An 18,388-nucleotide genomic window follows, 5' to 3' on the forward strand; every position below is an offset into this window, starting at 1 on the left:
GAAGCGAGTGAAGATTAAAAATCAAGGCTCAGGTGAAAGAACACGCGCCGAGTATTGGGGAAGCTACTTACATCCACTTGAGCACCATTAGAGGTAGCACCAAAGTTGGAAACTTCCGGATCGTAACCCACATAATCAGTCCAGGTGATCAAATTGTTCCCAGAAGCCCCTATCCGAATGTTGCGTACGAAGTCTTTGAATAGTGCAGTACGAATGCTAGCTGGTACCGAATAATAAATACTGGCCTCGCGTAACCGTACGTAGCCCGAATTCTGAATGAATTCGCGAGCTGTTAGTCCTGCCCGGTATTGTCCGTTAGTTAAAACGTTACCAGCTTCATCAACTTCACCACTGTCCTCACTCCAGTCCTCAGTAGTGCCACCCTCATCTTGTAGTAAGCGGCTGAGATTGCTTGTATACGAATCCTTGCGCCAGTGAAGCAGGAAGGATACTTCTACATTCTTAAACAACGTGAAATTGTTCAGGAATGACATCTGGAACTTAGGCTGGGCCTCCTCATAGCGCGTCAGGAAGCTAGGATTATTAGGGTTGTCGACGGCGCTAGTTGGTGAGCCGTACCAGCGTGAGGGCGATTCGCCTAAAGTGAATACGTTGCGGCCATAAGCGTTACCAAAACCTAAACCGGTATTGAAAGCTGGTACGACGATGCGGGTTACTTCCGTACGGTTAAACCAATACTGAGTAGTTGACACCCAGTTGAAGTTTTCGCTGCGTATCGGAGTAACACCGAGTGACAGTTCTAGACCGCGGTTTTGTAGGTCACCCACTGGGAAAGCCCGAATAGAAGTTACGCCAGTGCTTGGGGCCAGTACAAACGAATTGACAAGGTCTTTTGCTACCTTATTATAGAAGGTCGCCTCAAAGCTGATGCGGCTATCGAGAAAGGCAAGGTCTACTCCGGTTTCAAACTCAGTGGCGCGCTCTGGCCCGATGTCCGGATTACCTACAAGTGTTGAAGGCAAAAAGCCTACGCGGCCGCCAATACTCGTGTTAGTTAAGGGTGAGAAAGTAGAGCCGAAGAAGCCAGGAGCACCGGTTTCACCATAAGCTGCGCGGAGCTTCACCAAGTTCACTGATGGTAGATCAAAAAACCCAAACTTGGCAATATTTACAGCCAAAGAGGCCTTGGGGAAAGCATAGTACTTGTTAGGATCACCGTTGCGGCTCGATTTGTCGAAGCGCACACCAGCTGTAGCAATGATTTGATCATTGAAATTAACCTCCTGCTGCGCTACGTGACCAATGTCACGCTCTGAGCCGAGTTCCACTTCTTGGGTTACCAGTGAGCTACGGTTGGGAGTCAATGGGTCGCCAGGAGCCAAATTCTGGCCTTGGCTGTAGCTTAAGTTACGATCCAGACCTAAGCGCACTGTTCCAACCTGCGAGGTAAGATTAATAGTTTCTCCCAAGCGCCAGTCATAGACTAAGAACCCCTGCAGGTTATAGTTGAAGAACTGGTTTTTCAGCACGCGTACTGCACCTGGGTTAGGCAGACTACGCTGCGATTGCAAGTCAGAAGGCAACGCCAATAGCGCATCACTATTTGAATAGTCAATGCCGCCCTGTACAGCCAGACGGAGTGAGGATTTCTCACTCTCAAGTATGCGTAAAGTACCGTTTACAGCTTGCACCGTACGATTGGTGTTCTCTTCGTTCACACCGCGCGCTACGATAGCCAAAGGATTGTCGCCACCGTACAGGTTGTCAGGGAAAATACCTGCTTCATTTGGCTGCAGTTGAGCATAGCTGGGTAGAGAAGCAAGTGTGTAGCCTAAGCTTACACCGCGATTATCGTTACCGGTAAAGCCGCGACGGTTCTGCGAACGGATGAAACTGGATGTAATACCTATATCGATACGCTCTCCAATTTTCTGGTCAAGGTTGGCTCGAATTGAGTTGCGCTTAAATCCTGTACGATCAACAATACCGCCTTCGTCAGTACTGGTGCCAGCTACGTAAAATTTCGTTTTCTCTGAACCACCCGAAACACTCAACGAGGTATTGCGCAGGAAACCGGTATTACCGAAAATCTGCTTTTCATAATCGTATACCTGACCACTTGCTTGAGCTTCTGCCAAACGCTGCTTTTCGAGAGTAGCGCGTGCGGCGTTAGTATAAAAACGGTCAATTTTCTCGTTACTCCAGTCTTCCTTACCTAAAAGATTCCATGCCTTAGCAAAGCCTAGATCTTGGTTGAAGCTAACACGGGTTTGGCCAGCGACACCACGCTTCGTTTTGATGATAATTACTCCAGCATTAGCACGAGTACCGTAGATAGCTGCTGCGCTGGAGCCCTTTAGCACCTCAATGCTCTCAATGTCATTAGGGTTTAGATCAGCAAGGCGGTTAACTGGGTTATCTTGCGTGCTACGACCTGCAGTAGTTGAGGCAGCAGCAGAGAACGCAGCAGCGCCGGCGCCATTACCAACTTCAGCATTTACTGCATACACACCATCTATAATGTAGAGTGGCTGCGTACCGCCAGTAAGTGAGGAGATACCACGTAACTGAATAGCTACGCCGCCACCTGGTGCACCCGATGTCTGAGAAATATTGGCACCTACTACTTTACCGTTCAGTGCAGCGTCCACTGTTACAGGACGCGTACTGCCCACTAGCTCTTTCGCGGAAATAGTAGTTACAGCGTTAGCCAAGTTAGACCGCTTAATAGAGGTCGCCAGACCAGTTACAACTACTTCTTCTAGTTGGCGAGTATCAGTTGCGAGTTGTACATTAATAGTGCTAGCGTTTCCAATAGCGCGCTCTACAGTTAGATAACCGATAGAGGAGAAAGCTAGAGTAGTAGCTGAAGCTGGCGCATTTACGCTAAAACTTCCATCTGCATCAGTTGAGACACCTACAGTTGTGCCCTTCACTAATACCGTTACACCGGGTAAACCCTGGCCGCTTGATGCGTCGGTTACCCTTCCGGAAATACTTCTATCCTGAGCCACCACCTGCTGCAACAAGGCGGTGACCATCAAGAAGATGATTAATAGAGTTTTTTTCATGTGAGTTTAGATTGTTTAAATTTTGTAAAAAAGCTGTTTAGTGGGAGGAATGGAAGTAAATAAGTAAAAAGTATGGTTTTCTTTGACAAGCTAAGCAAAAGTTTGCGAGAATCCCGCTGTTCTAATATTTCCCCTCAATCTTCAGTTATATGGTCATTGGTGAGACGAGTGAAAGTTATATTAAGCTGGTTAGTAATTATTTAAAATATTCAATATTCATTAAGTTATATACTATGTATAAACTTGGCATTTTTTAATCTGAAAAGTGCCTCTGTTAATACAGTCCTTAGCTTTTAACCTTTGTTGAGTTATCATTTTAACCTATACTTGCTATAGTTATTCACTCACTAATTCAATTTTCCCTTTCTCTCACCAAATTATCAACCCAATGAAAAAACTCTTATTTATGGTCATTCTGCTGATGACCAGCTTGTTGCAGCAAGCTGTCGCGCAGGATAGAACCGTTACTGGTCGAGTTACGGACCGTACCACTAATGAAGGCTTGCCGGGCGTTACGGTGCTTGTGAAGGGTACGTCTGTAGGAGGCTCTACCAACTCTGATGGTGCTTTCTCTATTAGCGTACCTGCTTCAGCTACTACTTTAACTTTCTCCTCTATCGGTTATGTAAATGTGGAGCGCGCTATTGGTACTGAATCAGTTATCAACGTTAGCTTAGGCACAGACACCAAGCAACTGGGCGAAGTAGTTGTAACGGCGCTTGGTCGGACTGAAGAAAAAAGGTCTCTGGGCTATTCCGTACAGGACGTTCAGGGTGAGGTTTTAACCCAAGCGCGTGAGTCAAACGTAGTTAACTCATTAGCGGGCCGTGTAGCTGGTGTTGCTATCAACAACAGTAATGGTGGTTCCCCTGGTAGTTCTTCGCGTATCGTTATCCGCGGTAACCGTTCGATTACTGGTAACAACCAGCCACTTTTCGTGGTAAATGGTCTGCCAATTGATAACTCCAACTTTGCTCCTGCCAACGGTAACGGTGGTGTAGACTACGGCAATGCCGCCTCAGATATCAACCCTGACGACATTGAGTCTATCACTGTACTGAAAGGTGCCAACGCAGCTGCTCTTTATGGCTCACGCGCTGCTAACGGTGTAGTATTAATCACGACTAAATCAGGTCGTAAGCAGCAGGGCTTAGGTATCAGCGTAAACAGTACGACTACCTTTGATTCTGTATTAAAATTACCCGACTTCCAGAATGAATACGGCCAAGGTAACGGCGGCGAATTTGAATTCGTTGATGGCGCTGGTGGTGGTACGAATGACGGCTCGGACGAAAGCTGGGGCCCACGCCTCGACGGTCGTTTGATCCCACAATTCAACTCACCTAGAGATGCTGCTGGTAACTTGGTTCCTACTCCTTGGGTAGCTCACCCTGACAACGTGCGTGACTTCTTCCGCACTGGCCGTACCCTCAATAACAACGTATCCCTATCGGGTTCTTCTGAGAAGGCTAATTTCCGTCTTTCCTATACTAACCTAGATCAGACGGGTATCTTGGAAAACACTTTTCTAAAGCGGAATACCGTTACAGTAAGTGGTGGCACAGATATCACCAAGAAATTCAAAGTATCGACTGACATTACTTATACCCAGAACCGTGGTCGTCGTCCTGGCCTAGGCTATAGCGGCCAAAACGTAATGCAGCAGTTCAGCTGGTTTGGTCGCCAAGTAGACATTTCGCAGTTGAAAGACTACGAGCGTGATGGAGAAAAGTATAACTGGAACTACAACTACCATAACAACCCATACTTCACGCTCAACGAGAACACCAACGATGATCGGCGTGACCGCATCAACGGTCAGCTTTCGGCAACTTACATGTTGACTAGCTGGTTGAATCTTACAGCACGGACTGGCAACGACCTTTACACTGAAAAGCGTCAGCGTCGTATTGCTGTAGGTGATATCGAGAACCTGAAGGGTAGCTACGCTGAAGATGAGTATTACGTGAATGAGCGTAACTCGGAAATTTTGGCTACTGCTAACAAAGATTTGAATGAAAACTTCAATATCGACTTCGCTCTTGGTGCTAACCGTCGCGACAACAAAGTAGAACGGATTAGCGGTGTTGCTCCAGAACTAGCAGTACCCGGAATTTACAACTTGTCCAACTCTGGTATTGCTACTCAGCCTTCTGGCGTAAACAACAGACTGCGTGTAAACAGCGTCTACGGCTCAGCTAAATTGGGCTTCAAGAACTTTGCTTTCCTTGGCGTAACAGGTCGTAATGACTGGTATTCAACGCTTGCAGACGCGAACAACAGCCTGTTTTACCCTTCTATCGACGGTAGCTTGATCGTGACGGAAGCACTTGGTATTGAGAATTCGTTCCTGTCGTTTGCCAAACTGCGTGCTAGCTATGCAGAGGTGGGTAATGGTGGCCAAGAGCCATACCAATTGGTTAACATCTACCCTTTCAACACGCCTTTCGGCAGCAACCCAGCTATTACTACCAGCAACGACCTGCTGAATCCAGATCTGCGGCCCGAGCGTACGGAATCGTTGGAAGCTGGTATTGAATTGCGTTTCCTTGAGAATCGTATTGGTTTAGAAGTGACTGGTTATAACACCAACTCTATTGACCAGATTTTCAATCAGCTAGTGTCTTCTTCAACGGGTTTTGCAACTGCACTTGTTAATGCCGGTGTTATTCAAAACAAGGGTATTGAGGCTATTTTGAACTTCGCTCCTTTGAACCCAGAGAACCCATTCCAGTGGAATGTGACTGCAAACTTCGCGTTGAACCGCAATGAGGTGAAGGAGTTGAATGGTGATCTTCAAACCCTCGTACTTGGTGGGCAGTGGAATGCAAACGTAGAGGCTCGCGTAGGCCAGCCTTATGGTGTACTGTTTGGTAACGGCTTCCGCCGCGTAGAAGAGGGTCCATATAAAGGTGAAATCATCAATGATGCCACTGGTCGTCCGATCATTGACCCAACCCGTAAGGTATTGGGTAATGTAAACCCAGACTGGACGGGTGGTATTAGCAACTCGTTCAGCTTTAAAGGCATCAACCTCGGCGTACTGATCGATACCCGTCAGGGTGGTGATGTTTACTCAGTAAGCAACACTTGGGGTAACTATGCTGGCACGTTTGAGAACTCTCTGCGCGGCCGTGAGACTGGCATTATTGGCGAAGGCGTAATTGCAAACGCTGATGGCACCTATCGTCCGAATGATGTTAGCAGAGCTGCTGAAAGCTACACGAAGCGCTATTATAGCAATAGCGTTGCTGAGTCTAGCATTTACGATGCTTCATTCGTTAAGCTCCGTGAAATTAAGGTTGGCTACCAGTTGCCTAAGGGTTTGATCAGCAAAACTCCTTTCAGCACTATTGGAGTTTCTGTAGTTGGCCGTAACCTAGCTATCCTGCAGTCAAACGCTCCTAACATTGACCCCGAGACTTCTTTCAGCAGCGGCAACGCTCAAGGCTTGGAGTTCGGTCAGATTCCTTCTACACGCAGCCTTGGCTTCAACATAAACCTCACGCTGTAAGGAATCATAAATGGCTGATTGTTGTATGCGATTGATCCAGCTCAACAATTAGTTATCACTTCTAAAATCAAATATTATATGAACATTTCTAAGTATCGGAAGCTAACTCTGATAGTCCCTTTTACACTTATGTTGGGATTGGGGGCTTGCGAAAAAGACTTCGAAGAACTCAATAAGAACCCTAACGTAGCGGAGGTTGCTACGCCGTCATTTGTCCTGACCAATGCACTTGAGTCGACGATTGACCGTCAGTTTGGAGTAGAAGCCAGCATGGATGGTGGCGACATCATCGTTCAGCACATGGCGAAGATTCAGTATCCAGATGAGGATGCATATTTCTTCCGCACCGGTACCTACCAGAATATTTGGAATGGTTTCTATGCCCAAGGCCTAGAGGACTTTAACCTTATTTCAAAACTGGGTGTAGAGCAGAAGAATCCTAATTATCAGGCGGTTGGTCTGATCATGCGGGCTTATACCTTCTCCCTGCTCACCGATATTTATGGTGACATTCCTTACTCTGATGCTTTGCGTGCAAAAGAGGGAGTATTGCAACCTAAGTATGACAAGCAACAGGATGTATACAAAGGCATCTTGGGAGAATTGAAGCAAGCTACTACGCTAATTGACCCATCGGGAAGCGCTATTTCTGGCGATATCCTTTTTGATGGTGATATGACGCATTGGTTGAAGTTTGCCAATTCGCTACGCCTGCGCTTAGCAATGCGTATTGTAGATGCTGATCCAGCCACAGCTGATCCTATCATCAAAGAAGTATTAGCTAGCCCTGCTACTTTATTTCAAAGCAATGCCGATAACGCACAGCTTCAATACGGTACTGCTGCTCCGAACAACAACCCGATCAATGAAAACCGCAAAACACGCGATGATCACCGGGTAAGCACGACGTTGGTGAGTAAGCTCACGGCTTTAAAGGATCCTCGTTTGGCAATCTATGCCGAGAAGCCTGAAGCTGGCGGTGATTATGTGGGTGTACCAAATGGAATTGACGCTGAAACCGCCAACGGCTTAGGTCTGAGCAAAACTTCCAGACTTGGCAACTACTTTACACGTGCCGATGCACCTGGTGTACTGATGACCTACGCAGAGGTGTTGTTCTTCAGAGCGGAAGCAATTGCTCGTGGCCTCGTTGCTGGTAATGCTGCTACTACTTATACCTCTGCTATTCGGGCGTCTATGGAGCAGTTTGGTATTACGGATAATGCAGCTATTACGGCTTATTTAGCTCAACCAGCTGTTGTTTATAACGCAGCCAACTACAAGCAAAGCATTGGCAACCAGAAGTGGATTGCACTGTTCCAGCAAGGTTTGGAAGCGTGGTCGGAGTACCGTCGTTTGGATTACCCAAATGATTTGAAGCCCGGCCCAGAAGCTGCCTTAGCTAAGCTCCCAACTCGTTTCATCTATCCTGGTAACGAGCAGTCGGTAAACTTGGCAAACTATAAAGCGGCAGTTGCTAACCAAGGCGCTGACAACTTAACGACTAAACTCTGGTGGGATAAGTTTTAATCCTCTCACTTCTTAAAAAAGCCCCCCAGCTAACTGGGGGGCTTTTTTTGTGCTATTTAACCTCAATCTCATAACTGTATGAACTAATGGAAAACAGAAGCCTAAATTTTTGTCCGTAAATTTCCCGTGTGCTGTTGTTTCTGGCTAGAATTGCTTCCCCCTTATGTATCTTCCCTTTCTTAGTCGTGCGGCTCAGTGTCGGACACGCGCTACCTATCTAGGACTTCTTATTCTGCTCAATTTCATAAGTCACTCAGGTGCTCTGGGGCAGAATGCTGTAACCTATACTGAGCACATTGCTCCTATCATCCAGCTCAATTGTACGCCCTGCCACAAACCTGGCGGGGCTGCTCCTTTTTCATTACTCACCTTTCAGGATGTGGCCCGACGTGCGCGTACCATTCAGTCGGTGACGCAAAGCCGGTATATGCCCCCCTGGAAGGCAGATCCGCATTACGTTTCCTTTGCCAATGAACGGCGGCTGACCGAGCAGCAGATTGCCCTCATTCGCCGCTGGACCGAGTCAGGAGCCAAGCGTGGGTCTGAAGTAACGGGAGCAACGCCTGCCCCAACCGCCGAAAAAGCCCCCCAGCGTAAACCTGACCTGATTTTACGACCTAAAAAGGCCTTTGCTATTCGCGGGAATGGAGCCGAGAACTTTGTCATGTTCAAAATTCCATTTGAGATACCTGCCAACCAGAATGTGCAGGCAGTAGAATTTGTACCCGGCAATCGTGCTCTCGTGCATCACGCCAATTACGCTGTGCAATCGGTGGGCCCCGAAATTGACATCAACGCCGGCCAAGATTATGTGCTATCTGATCAGTTCCTCACTAACCTGCAGGAGTTTCAACCGCTTATGCAGCATGTGGCTTATTATGGTGGTTGGATACCCGGGGCCAGCAAGCAGGAATTTCCGTCCGGTATTGGTTTTACAATGCCTAAGCGGGGGGTCATTCTCCTCACTGCTCACTACGGCCCGTCTGGCGTGGATACCACCGATTGGTCTCAACTTAAGCTCTACTTCACTAAGACACCCATCAAGAGGGAGATTCAAGCTACTAGTATCGGTTCAGGCGGCTTAGGCACCATTGAGCCACCGCTGGTAATCCCAGCTGATAGCGTTAAAAAGTTTCGGGTTCAATTGAAGACTAGCACCGACTTATCCTTGCTCTACGTCTGGCCGCATATGCATTTGGTTGGTAAAAAATTCAAGGCGTGGGCAACAACTCCTGAAGGAAAACAAATTCCATTGGTAAGTATTCCGGAATGGGACTTCCGCTGGCAGGAATCTTATCAATTTAAACGGTTAACGCTAGTTCCTAAAGGATCAGTAATTCACGTGGAGGGTACTTATGATAATACGACAAACAATCCCAATAATCCCTTTTCGCCCCCAGAACCATTATTTCACAGGATTTAATGGAGAGCCGTAGCGAAATGCTGAATCTAATAATGCTTTTTCTTCCCTATGAAAAAGGAGATGAAGAAAAACGAATCTAATTAAGTCTGAAACCTACTTGTATAACTTTGACAATTTTCGCTATGATAAATTATAGTTAAGATAATTTTTTATGCCATTTAAATACAATACCTCAATTATTTAACCGCTACGGAAAATTATTATAAATGTTGTTTTCCATAATTCATCGCTATTTTTAGCGAGCAAAAGTTAAGTTTCACCATTCTTCTTACCCAAATCTTTTTTGCATGAAAAGAATCTTACTCATGAGCATATTGCTCATGTTCACCTTGCTACAGCAAGTCACGGCTCAAGACCGAAATGTATCGGGACGGGTCACAGACCGTCAATCAGGGGAAGGATTGCCAGGTGTAACAGTATTGTTAAAAGGCACCAACAATGGCATTTCGACGAACTCTGATGGTACCTTCACTTTAACCGTACCTGCCACTGGAGGCATTCTCGTGTTTAGCTCTATCGGTTATATACAGCTAGAGCGTGAGATAGGCACGAATACCCAGCTCAATGTGGCTCTTGCCGGCGATACCAAACAGCTTAGCGAAGTAGTTGTAACAGCACTTGGTCAGGAAACACAAAAGAAGTCTTTGGGCTACTCAGTATCTCAGGTTCAAGCTGAAGAACTAACGCAAGCTCGTCAAACCAACGTAGTTAACTCGCTAGCCGGTAAGGTAGCTGGTGTACGCGTTCAGGCTTCTAACGGCATGGTGGGTTCTTCTTCTAACATCTTCATTCGCGGTCTAACCACGTTCAATGGCAGCAACCAGCCTTTGTTCGTAGTTGATGGTATTCCGATCGATAACAGCGGCGGCACCAATGGTCTGCAGGGTGGTGTTTCGAACTCTAACCGCGCTATTGACATCAACCAGGATGATATCGAGACCGTTTCTATCCTGAAAGGACCTGCTGCTGCCGTTCTTTATGGCTCGCGTGCTGCATCAGGTGCTATCCTTATAACCACCAAAAGAGGCGCAACTTTAGGCTCGAAGAAGCAGTCGGTAAACTTCACCTCAAATTACAATGTAGTAAAAGTGGGTCGCCTGCCTGACTACCAGAACACCTATGGTCAAGGTAACCGGGGCCTGTTCAACGTAGTTAGCCAAGGCTCATGGGGTCCGCGCGCAACGGGTCAGACAATCACTAACTTCCGCGGTGAAGAGGAAGCTTTGACGATCAACCCTGACGTTATTGAAGACATCTTCAAAACAGGCTCTAACTTCCAAAACAACGTTTCCTTGTCAGGAGCTACTGAGCGCACTCGCTATTTCGCTTCTTATGGCAACTTGCACGAAGTAGGTGTACTTGACAGAAATGACTTGAAGCGTAATACTGTCACTTTCAACGGTAATGCACAGCTCACTGAGAAGTTGCGCACTGGTGTAAACGTCATCTTCTCTAATAGCGTTTCTCAGCGTACTCCTCAAGGCAACCAGTTGTCCAATCCTTTCTTCCGGACCTGGTTCTTACCACGTAGCTTCGACGTAAATAAATATCCGTTCGAGCTACCTAACGGTGGTCAGCAAGGTGCAGCCGTAACAGGAACTTTTATTCCTTCCAACACTTGGTACAGCAACGATGATAACCCTTTGTGGACTATCAAGAATAACACGTACGACGACGAAATCAACCGTGTTGTAGGTAACGTTAGCCTTGGCTATGACTTCACTGATTGGTTGTCATTGGACTACAAACTCGGTACTGATACTTATTCGCAGGAGTTTAAATATGTAAACGCCAAGGATAGCCGCGGTACCAGCATATCTAACACGAACCCCACCGTTGTAGGTAACATCTTGGATGAGACTTTCACTCGTCGCGAGGTTAGCTCATACTTGAACCTCACCCTGAACCGTAACATCACGGAAGATCTGAGTGTACGTTTGTTGTTAGGTAATGAGATCAACCAGCGTCGGACAAGCGATGTAGGTGTTACGGGTAGCGATATTCAAGTACGCGGCTTTGATAACATCACAAACACTAGAACCTTCGTTCCTTTCGGCAACAAGACTGCAACGCGTCTGATTGGTTTTTATGGTGACTTAAACGTTGGCTACAAAGACTTTGCTTTCATTGGCTTGACGGGTCGTAATGACTACTCTTCTACATTCAGCAGAGAGAACCGGTCATACTTCTACCCTGGTGTATCTGCCAGCGTTGTATTCACGGATGCCATACCTGGCTTGAAAGACAACAAGATCTTCACCTCAGGTAAGATCAGAGGTGCTGCTGCCACTGTAGGCCGTGAAGCTCCTGTTTACTCCACAGATACATACTACGCATCTACCAATAACCCATCAGACGGCTTCGGCCCTGCTATCAACTTCCCTTTCCGTGGTCAGTTGGGTCAATCGCTAGGTAACGTAGGTGGTAACCCTGATCTGGGTCCAGAATTTACGACTACCTATGAAGGTGGTCTTGACCTGAGCTTCTTTGGTGGCCGCCTAGGCTTCGAAGGAACTATTTATAACCAACAGAGTAAGGACATCATTTTCCAAGTACCAGTAGCTGGTGCGTCAGGCTTCACCAACATCTTCCAGAACATTGGTAAGTCAGAAGCAAAAGGAGTTGAAATTCTTGTTACCTCTACTCCAGTTAAGGTAGGTAGCTTCACCTACAGCAACTCAATCAACTGGTCGCGCATCCGTAACAGAGTTGTATCATTAGCGCCAGGTGTAGACCAAATTACTCTGGGTGGTTTCGTATCGCCAAGCACGCGCCTGATTGCTGGCCAGCCTTATGGTGTTCTTTTTGGCAGCGTATTCCAGCGTTCGCCCCAAGGCGACTTGTTGCTGAATGCTCAAGGTCGTACCCAGCTAGCTTTAGATAACCAAATTGTTGGTGATCCAAACCCAGACTGGACTGGTGGTTTTACAAATACTTTCACGTTCAAGGGTCTTACCTTGAACACCCTGTTGGACGTTCGTTATGGTGGCGACATCATTTCTCGTAACGTAAGTGACTTGCGTCGTCAAGGTGCAGCAGAAGAAACTGCTGACCGCGACAATGTATATGTCATTAAGGGTGTAATTCAGCAGGCAGACGGAAGCTTTGCTCCAAACAATGTTCAGATCACGGCTGAAGACTATTTCGAAGACCTCTATGGTTTCGGCAAAGCAGAGCTAGTTGTGTTTGATGCTTCATGGATTCGCCTGCGTGAGGTTGCCTTAACGTATTCTCTGCCCAAGGCTTTGACCGACAGAACCTTCCTAGGTAATGTTGAGTTGGGCATCAATGCTCGCAACGTATTCTTGTATGCTCCGAATGTACCTCACATTGATCCAGAGGTAAACGCTCAGGGCCAAAGCAATTCGCAAGGTCTGGAGTTCAACGCGTTGCCACAGGCACGCACTTATGGCGCTTCGATTCGCCTTACTTTCTAATTGATTAACTTCTCATAACATGCGATTTTTCCGCTTTACTAAATATGTCGCATTCACAGCCACATTAGGGCTGCTGGGTGCATGCGACGATTTTCTAGACGTGAACCAGAGCCCAAACGCGGTACTGGCCGCTCCGGCACCTAACGTGTTGGTAGCTGCCGAGACTCACCTTGGTTTCTTGATGGGCTCTGATATTCACCGCTACAGTTCTCTATTCGTCCAGCAATTCGCGGGTCAGGGTGGCGCAGGTATTCAGAATGCTGAGTACGACCGCTACAATGTAACTGCAACAGACATGAACAACGTCTGGCGCTCAAACATCTATGGTGGTGCCTTAGCTGATCTGCAGAAGCTCGTTGAGCAGACGCAAACGAGCAGCCCGCGTTATGCTGGTATCAGCAAGATCATGCAGGCATTTACATTCGCTGTAACAACAGACGCCTGGGGTGATATCCCATTAACAGACGCGCTAAAGTTCGCTAGTAACGTACAGCCGAAGTACGATAACTCAGAAGCTGTGTACACCAGCATTCTGGCTCTTATCGATTCAGGGGTTGAGGATTTAGCAAAAGCCTCTGAGTTTACTCCTCTCACCGACGACCTGATCTATGGTGGAGACGTAACTAAATGGAGAAAGCTTGCTAATACGCTGAAATTACGGTTGTATGTGCACTACTACCCCAAAGTATCAGCTACTGCTACCAGCAATATTGCTACACTGATTGCACAAGGACCTGCGAATTTTATCAGCACGGCTGCTGATAACTTTCAGATGGACTTCGCTGGTATCTCTAACAACGAAAACCCCATTCATCAGTTCGAAGGCCGTCGTCCTAACCAGTTTTTCCCGAGCTCAACATTAGTTGGCTTGATGAATACCAAGTCGGATCCACGTCGTGCTACTTACTTCACGGCTTCCCCAGTTGCTGGTCAGTATACGGGTGCTGGCAATGGAACAGGAGCAACTGGTGCGCCTGCGACTGCTTTCTCTCGGATGCATACCTACTTACGGGGTGAAGCAACAACAACAGGAACAACGACTACCTATACAGGAGCTGCTCCCATCCGAATGTTGATTGCTCCTGAGTATCATTTCATTCTGGCTGAATACTATTCTCGTACGGGTAACGTAGCCAGTGCTACTACCTCACTTACGGCTGGTGTTCGCATTTCTATGCAAATGGCAGGCGTAGCTACTGCTGCAATCGACACGTATGTAGCGGGCTTACCAGCTCAAATTGCTGCTAATACTGCTTCTAGCGGAGCTGAAGGCCTTCTTCGCACTATCATCGAGGAGAAATATGTAGCCAACTATGGTGTAGCTGTGGAGCCTTGGACTGATTGGCGCCGCACTAAGTACCCTGCGTTGAACCCGGCTGCGAACGCTGTCATTCCTCAGATTCCCCGGGTTCTGCCCTACTCAGATTTGGAGCGCGTTGCGAATCCAGCGAACACTCCTGAGCGCACCGACTTGACGGCGCCAGCTGTATTCTGGGATCCAGGCCGCTAATAATTAGTCGCCTCGTGAATAGATGTACCTATTCACGAGGCACTTTCCCTCCTCTTTAATAAGATTAATTTCATGAAAAGAACCATTTATCACCTGCTATTGCTGCTTGTAACAGCAATAACACTAGCCAGCTGCGAGAAAGAGGAAGAAAACTTTAGAGTTACTCCTCCTACTCAAATCATTTTTGACGACTTCATCGACAAAAACACAGCTGACTATAAAGTAACCGGCAATATTGACTTGAAAATCTCTGCACCTGGCGCGAGCACTGTGCGTATTCTAAGCACTTATACCGGGGGCTCAAAGGACTTGGGCACACTAGCCATAGCTAATGGTAGCGCTACACTGAGTATCCCTGCAAGATCGGTGCGTACTACTGGCACTGTGGTGGGTGCAGGATCTAATCCTACCTCGACTCGTGCTGCGAACACTTATACCTTTAAAGTTGATGCAACTATGCCAGATGCTAGCGTGGCCACACGCTACTTTACTGCTGTAATTGTACAATAGTAAGGCGGATAGAAAGTCACAGGTAACAGTAAAGCTTAGAAGTAAAAAAGCCCCCCAGGATATCCTGGGGGGCTTTTTTACTTCTAAGCTTTACTGTTACCTGTGACTTATATCGATTAAACATAGATATACTCGTTAAGCAAAGTACTGACACTAAGTTAAATGTGATTTATCAAAATAATTTAATTTTACACTAAATATAATTATACATATAAAAAAAGTTGTGGCAATTAATAAAAAACATATTTTTTTAATGTTATACACCAATACTTAATTTATATATTAGTCAGATACTCACCTCATTAACCATTTCACCCTTTGCATGAAAAAAATCTTACTTATGAGCTTTCTGCTCATTGTCACCCTGTTGCAGCAGGTGACAGCCCAAGATCGAAGCATCTCTGGCCGGGTCACTGACCGGCAGACGGGAGAGGGACTACCTGGCGTAACGGTCTTACTTAAGGGCACCAGCAATGGTGTATCAACTAACTCTGATGGTACCTTCGCGCTATCAGTTCCGGCTTCTGGAGGTGTGCTGACATTCAGCTCGATTGGCTTCGTTTCCCAGGAGCAAGCTATTGGCACAAGCAACCAGGTAAATATGGCGCTTGCCAGTGACACGAAAGCTCTGAGCGAAGTAGTTGTAGTCGGTTATGGCAGTCAGTCTAAGGCACTTGTTACCGGCGCTATCACATCGGTTGACGCGAAAGAATTTCAGGGGCAACCAATCGCGGGAGTTGACCAAGCGTTGCAAGGTCGGGCGTCGGGGGTACAGGTTACAGCCAACTCAGGAACACCAGGTGGTGGCATTGCCGTGCGTATCAGGGGTAATAACTCAATATCAGCTAGTAGCGACCCGCTATATGTAGTAGATGGTGTACCTATCAATACTGGTAGTTACTCCAATATTGGCGTAGGCAACCAGCAGTTGAACGCCCTGTCGGATATCAATCCTAATGATATTGCTTCAATCGAAATTTTAAAAGATGCCGCAGCTGCCGCCATTTATGGCTCACGGGCTGCGAACGGAGTAGTTCTTATTACAACCAAGCGTGGCCAAGCTGGTCGCACTAAAATCACACTTGATGCATATCAGGGGGTGCAACAGACCATCAAGCGCTTGGATGTTCTCGACGGACAACAATCGCAGGATTTGATTAATGAACAACGCGCAAACGTAGGGCAGGCTCCTTTGTACGTAGAAGCTAATCCTACTGCAAATCAATCTTTGTTCACAGGAGCCAGCACGAATTGGCAGGATGAAATTTTCCGCACAGCTCGCATAGGCAGTTATACTCTAACAGCATCTGGGGGCGACGAGCGGACGCGCTTTCTAGTTACGGGCAGCTACTTTGATCAAGAAGGTATCATCATTGGTTCGGGCTTCAAGCGTGGCAGCGTACGCTTTAACCTTGACAACAAAATTTCGGATCGGGTACGAATCGGGATGAATGTGACAGGCAGCCGCTCGCTCAACAACCGCATTGCCAACGATAATAATATATACGGCGTTCTTAGTGCAGCTATTCTGTTGGGTGCCCAGACGCCTATCTATAACGCCGATGGCAGCTTTGGTCGTGACCGTTTTTCCTCCGTTGAAAACCCTGTAGCAGCCGCTACTCTTCCTATTCTGGAAGCGCGAAACAATCGTCTAATCGGTAGTGTGTATGCGGAAGCAGATATTCTAAAGAGCCTACGGTTTCGCACTACGTTAGGGGCCGACTATCTAAACCTAAAAGAAGACCGGTTTTTACCTAGCACCTTGCTGCAGGCAACAGGTAGTAATGGCTTAGGTAATGCAAACAGCCGCTACGATGTGCTCTGGCAGACGGAAAACACGTTGACCTTTAATAAATCATTCGGTGACCACAACCTTACGTTGCTAGCCGGACAAAGCGCAATCAAGTCAACTCAGGAAGGTATTACTACTACTGTCTCGGGATTTGCGACCAATAAAATCACCCGCTTAGCGGCTGGCTCGGTTAGAACTGAAGCTTCGTCGGACGGTACCCTCTGGACCCTGCTCTCTTACTTTGGACGCGCTAACTATGACTATAAGGGACGCTATATCCTGAGTGGCTCCTTACGCCGCGATGGTTCGTCGCGTTTTGGCTCGGAGAATAAGTATGGCATATTCCCAGCAGTTTCTGGTAGCTGGCGTATCTCAGAAGAAGCTTTCTTCCCAGAGATATTCGTAAACGAGTTGAAGCTACGTGGCGGTTATGGTGAGACAGGCAACTTCGAAATTGGCAACTTTGCTTCGCGTAATCTTTATGGAGTAGGTTCAGGCAACCTAGCCAACTACAATCAGCTCGCGGGTTTGGTACCCACGCAAATTGGCGTAAGTGACTTGACTTGGGAGAAGTCGAAAGAAACAAACGTTGGATTAGACGTAGGCTTTTTGGATAGCCGCCTGATGTTTTCAGCTAACGTTTTCAAAAAGCAGGCAAATGCTTTGCTACTCAACCGCCAGCTACCGCTAACTTCTGGCTTTACTGATGTTACCCAGAATATAGGTAGTCTTGAGAATAAAGGATTGGAGCTTGAGTTGACCTCGCAGAACGTAAAAAGTGATGCCTTTTCTTGGACTACCAATTTCAACCTTTCCTTTATTCGTAACGAAGTAACAGGGTTGGTGAATAACGCACCTTTCCTTTCTGGATTTGCTAACCGCGTCCAAGTAGGGTCCCCGCTAGGCAGCTTCTATGGCTATGAGGTAGACCGGATATATCAAACCCAAGCGGAAATTGATGCTGACAATGCTGCTGCCCGTGAAGCGGCTGGTCGTCAAACGGTTTTTTATCAGGTTCAAGGAACTCGGCCTGGTGACATTCGCTTCCGCGATATTGCTGGGGGTCCAGATGGACAACCTGATGGCCTTATTACTGCAGCTGACCAAACTATAATTGGTTCAGCACAGCCTGACTTTTTCGGTGGCATTAACAACCAGTTAAGCTTTAAGGGCTTCGATTTAGGCTTCTTCTTCCAGTTTCAGTACGGCAACGAGATATACAGCAATACCCGCTCGTTTGCAGAAGGAATGAATGGACAGTTTGGACAGCTTGCAACTGTGAATGACCGTTGGACGCCTACGAACCCCAGCACTACGATGCCCCGGGCCGCTCAGGGGGACCCCAACAATAACCGTCGTACCTCTGACCGCTTTCTAGAAGATGGGTCTTACCTACGCTTAAAGACGCTAACGTTGGGATACAACATTCCAGAAGGCATTACTAAAGTGATGCGGTTGCAAACTGCTCGTATCTACGTCTCAGGTCAGAACCTATTAACTTTTACAGACTACTCTGGCCTAGATCCTGAGATCAATACTTTCAGTGGCAGTAACACGTCACTGGGTACTGACTTCCTCACTTTCCCACAAGCCCGTACCGTTCAGGTAGGCATTAACCTGGGTCTCTAACTTGTTTTTAC

Annotated in this window: 8 protein-coding genes; 7 read left to right on the forward strand and 1 reads right to left on the reverse strand. The window is 47.1% G+C overall.

What is annotated here, in order from left to right; translation table 11 throughout:
* Positions 1-14: 14 nt before the first annotated feature.
* Positions 15-3,032: a SusC/RagA family TonB-linked outer membrane protein gene (locus tag G7064_RS07400; RefSeq protein ID WP_166073092.1), complete on the reverse strand. Its 3,018-nt coding sequence runs from the start codon at positions 3,030-3,032 to the stop codon at positions 15-17.
* A gap of 388 nt (positions 3,033-3,420) precedes the next feature.
* Here G7064_RS07400 and G7064_RS07405 point away from each other — a divergent pair, with 388 nt between their 5' ends.
* From G7064_RS07405 to G7064_RS07435, 7 genes are all read left to right on the forward strand, one after another.
* Complete coding sequence (locus tag G7064_RS07405) at positions 3,421-6,546, forward strand: SusC/RagA family TonB-linked outer membrane protein (RefSeq protein ID WP_133271915.1); 3,126 nt, start codon at positions 3,421-3,423, stop codon at positions 6,544-6,546.
* Positions 6,547-6,567: 21 nt separating this feature from the next.
* A complete protein-coding gene (locus G7064_RS07410; protein WP_240935803.1) occupies positions 6,568-8,076 on the forward strand; it encodes a SusD/RagB family nutrient-binding outer membrane lipoprotein in 1,509 nt (502 codons plus the stop codon).
* Positions 8,077-8,239: 163 nt separating this feature from the next.
* The gene (locus G7064_RS07415) at positions 8,240-9,499 is read left to right on the forward strand and encodes a cytochrome c (RefSeq protein ID WP_166073093.1); all 1,260 of its coding nucleotides are present in this window, start codon (positions 8,240-8,242) and stop codon (positions 9,497-9,499) included.
* 287 nt (positions 9,500-9,786) lie between these two features.
* The gene (locus G7064_RS07420; protein ID WP_166073094.1) at positions 9,787-12,936 is read left to right on the forward strand and encodes a SusC/RagA family TonB-linked outer membrane protein; all 3,150 of its coding nucleotides are present in this window, start codon (positions 9,787-9,789) and stop codon (positions 12,934-12,936) included.
* 19 nt (positions 12,937-12,955) lie between these two features.
* A complete protein-coding gene (locus G7064_RS07425) occupies positions 12,956-14,446 on the forward strand; it encodes a SusD/RagB family nutrient-binding outer membrane lipoprotein (protein WP_166073095.1) in 1,491 nt (496 codons plus the stop codon).
* A 72-nt stretch (positions 14,447-14,518) separates the two neighbouring features.
* Positions 14,519-14,956, forward strand: coding sequence for a hypothetical protein (locus G7064_RS07430; RefSeq protein ID WP_133271910.1), 438 nt, complete (start codon positions 14,519-14,521; stop codon positions 14,954-14,956).
* A 322-nt stretch (positions 14,957-15,278) separates the two neighbouring features.
* Complete coding sequence (locus G7064_RS07435; protein ID WP_166073096.1) at positions 15,279-18,377, forward strand: SusC/RagA family TonB-linked outer membrane protein; 3,099 nt, start codon at positions 15,279-15,281, stop codon at positions 18,375-18,377.
* Positions 18,378-18,388 lie beyond the last annotated feature (11 nt).

It is taken from the genome of Hymenobacter sp. HDW8 (assembly GCF_011305775.1).
GTDB lineage: Bacteria > Bacteroidota > Bacteroidia > Cytophagales > Hymenobacteraceae > Hymenobacter > Hymenobacter radiodurans.

What these genes read in the sequence shown, in the direction of transcription:
- G7064_RS07400 (WP_166073092.1), bottom strand. Translation starts at nt 3,032, where the DNA reads ATGAAAAAAACTCTATTAATCATCTTCTTGATGGTCACCGCCTTGTTG.
- G7064_RS07405 (WP_133271915.1), top strand. Translation starts at nt 3,421, where the DNA reads ATGAAAAAACTCTTATTTATGGTCATTCTGCTGATGACCAGCTTGTTG.
- G7064_RS07415 (WP_166073093.1), top strand. Translation starts at nt 8,240, where the DNA reads ATGTATCTTCCCTTTCTTAGTCGTGCGGCTCAGTGTCGGACACGCGCT.
- G7064_RS07420 (WP_166073094.1), top strand. Translation starts at nt 9,787, where the DNA reads ATGAAAAGAATCTTACTCATGAGCATATTGCTCATGTTCACCTTGCTA.
- G7064_RS07425 (WP_166073095.1), top strand. Translation starts at nt 12,956, where the DNA reads ATGCGATTTTTCCGCTTTACTAAATATGTCGCATTCACAGCCACATTA.
- G7064_RS07430 (WP_133271910.1), top strand. Translation starts at nt 14,519, where the DNA reads ATGAAAAGAACCATTTATCACCTGCTATTGCTGCTTGTAACAGCAATA.
- G7064_RS07435 (WP_166073096.1), top strand. Translation starts at nt 15,279, where the DNA reads ATGAAAAAAATCTTACTTATGAGCTTTCTGCTCATTGTCACCCTGTTG.